Below are 553 nucleotides of genomic sequence, written 5' to 3' on the forward strand. Positions count from 1 at the left end.
CCATCGCCACCCACCTCACCGAACAACTCACCCCCCGACACCAACCCGCCGACGCACAGGCGATCGCTGCGGAAATCGACCGGATGCTGTCCGACGTCGTGAACGCCTCCCTCAGCAGCGAAGAGCGGGCCTGGCTCTCCAAGCGGGTCCAAGAGGCGCTGGCGAAGATCAGCGGCGACAAGGGCGATGACGCGCCTGCCACGGTCGCGATCTCCGACAGCGCGACGGATGAAGAGCTCTTCGCCTTCATCGACAGCGAACTCTGAGCAGCCCCGTTCGCTGGGGTGCGCCGGGGATGGTGATCAGGACCGCCATCCCCGGCTCCGAATCAACCAACACTCGGCTCACTGCGCGCGACGTCAGCCATGACGTCAGCCGTCAGGAAAGGCGTGCCTCCATGGCGAACGAAGACAAGATCCGCTCGTATCTCCGGCGGGCGACCAATGAACTGGCCGAGGCCCGGCAGCGCATCCGTGACATGGAAGCGCGCGAGCACGAACCGATCGCGATCGTGGGCATGGCCTGCCGTTATCCGGGAGGGGTGGCGAGTGCG

2 protein-coding genes are annotated in these 553 nt (G+C 66.2%); both read left to right on the top strand.

What is annotated here, in order from left to right:
* The coding region (locus tag IEZ17_RS41745; RefSeq protein ID WP_189308843.1) for a hypothetical protein at positions 1–266 on the top strand (266 nt) is incomplete at its 5' end.
* Positions 267–397: 131 nt separating this feature from the next.
* A partial coding sequence (locus IEZ17_RS41750; RefSeq protein WP_189308844.1) for a polyketide synthase docking domain-containing protein occupies positions 398–553 on the top strand: 156 nt, incomplete at its 3' end.

Source organism: Streptomyces albospinus, from assembly GCF_014648695.1.
GTDB classification, from domain to species: Bacteria; Actinomycetota; Actinomycetes; order Streptomycetales; family Streptomycetaceae; genus Streptomyces; species Streptomyces albospinus.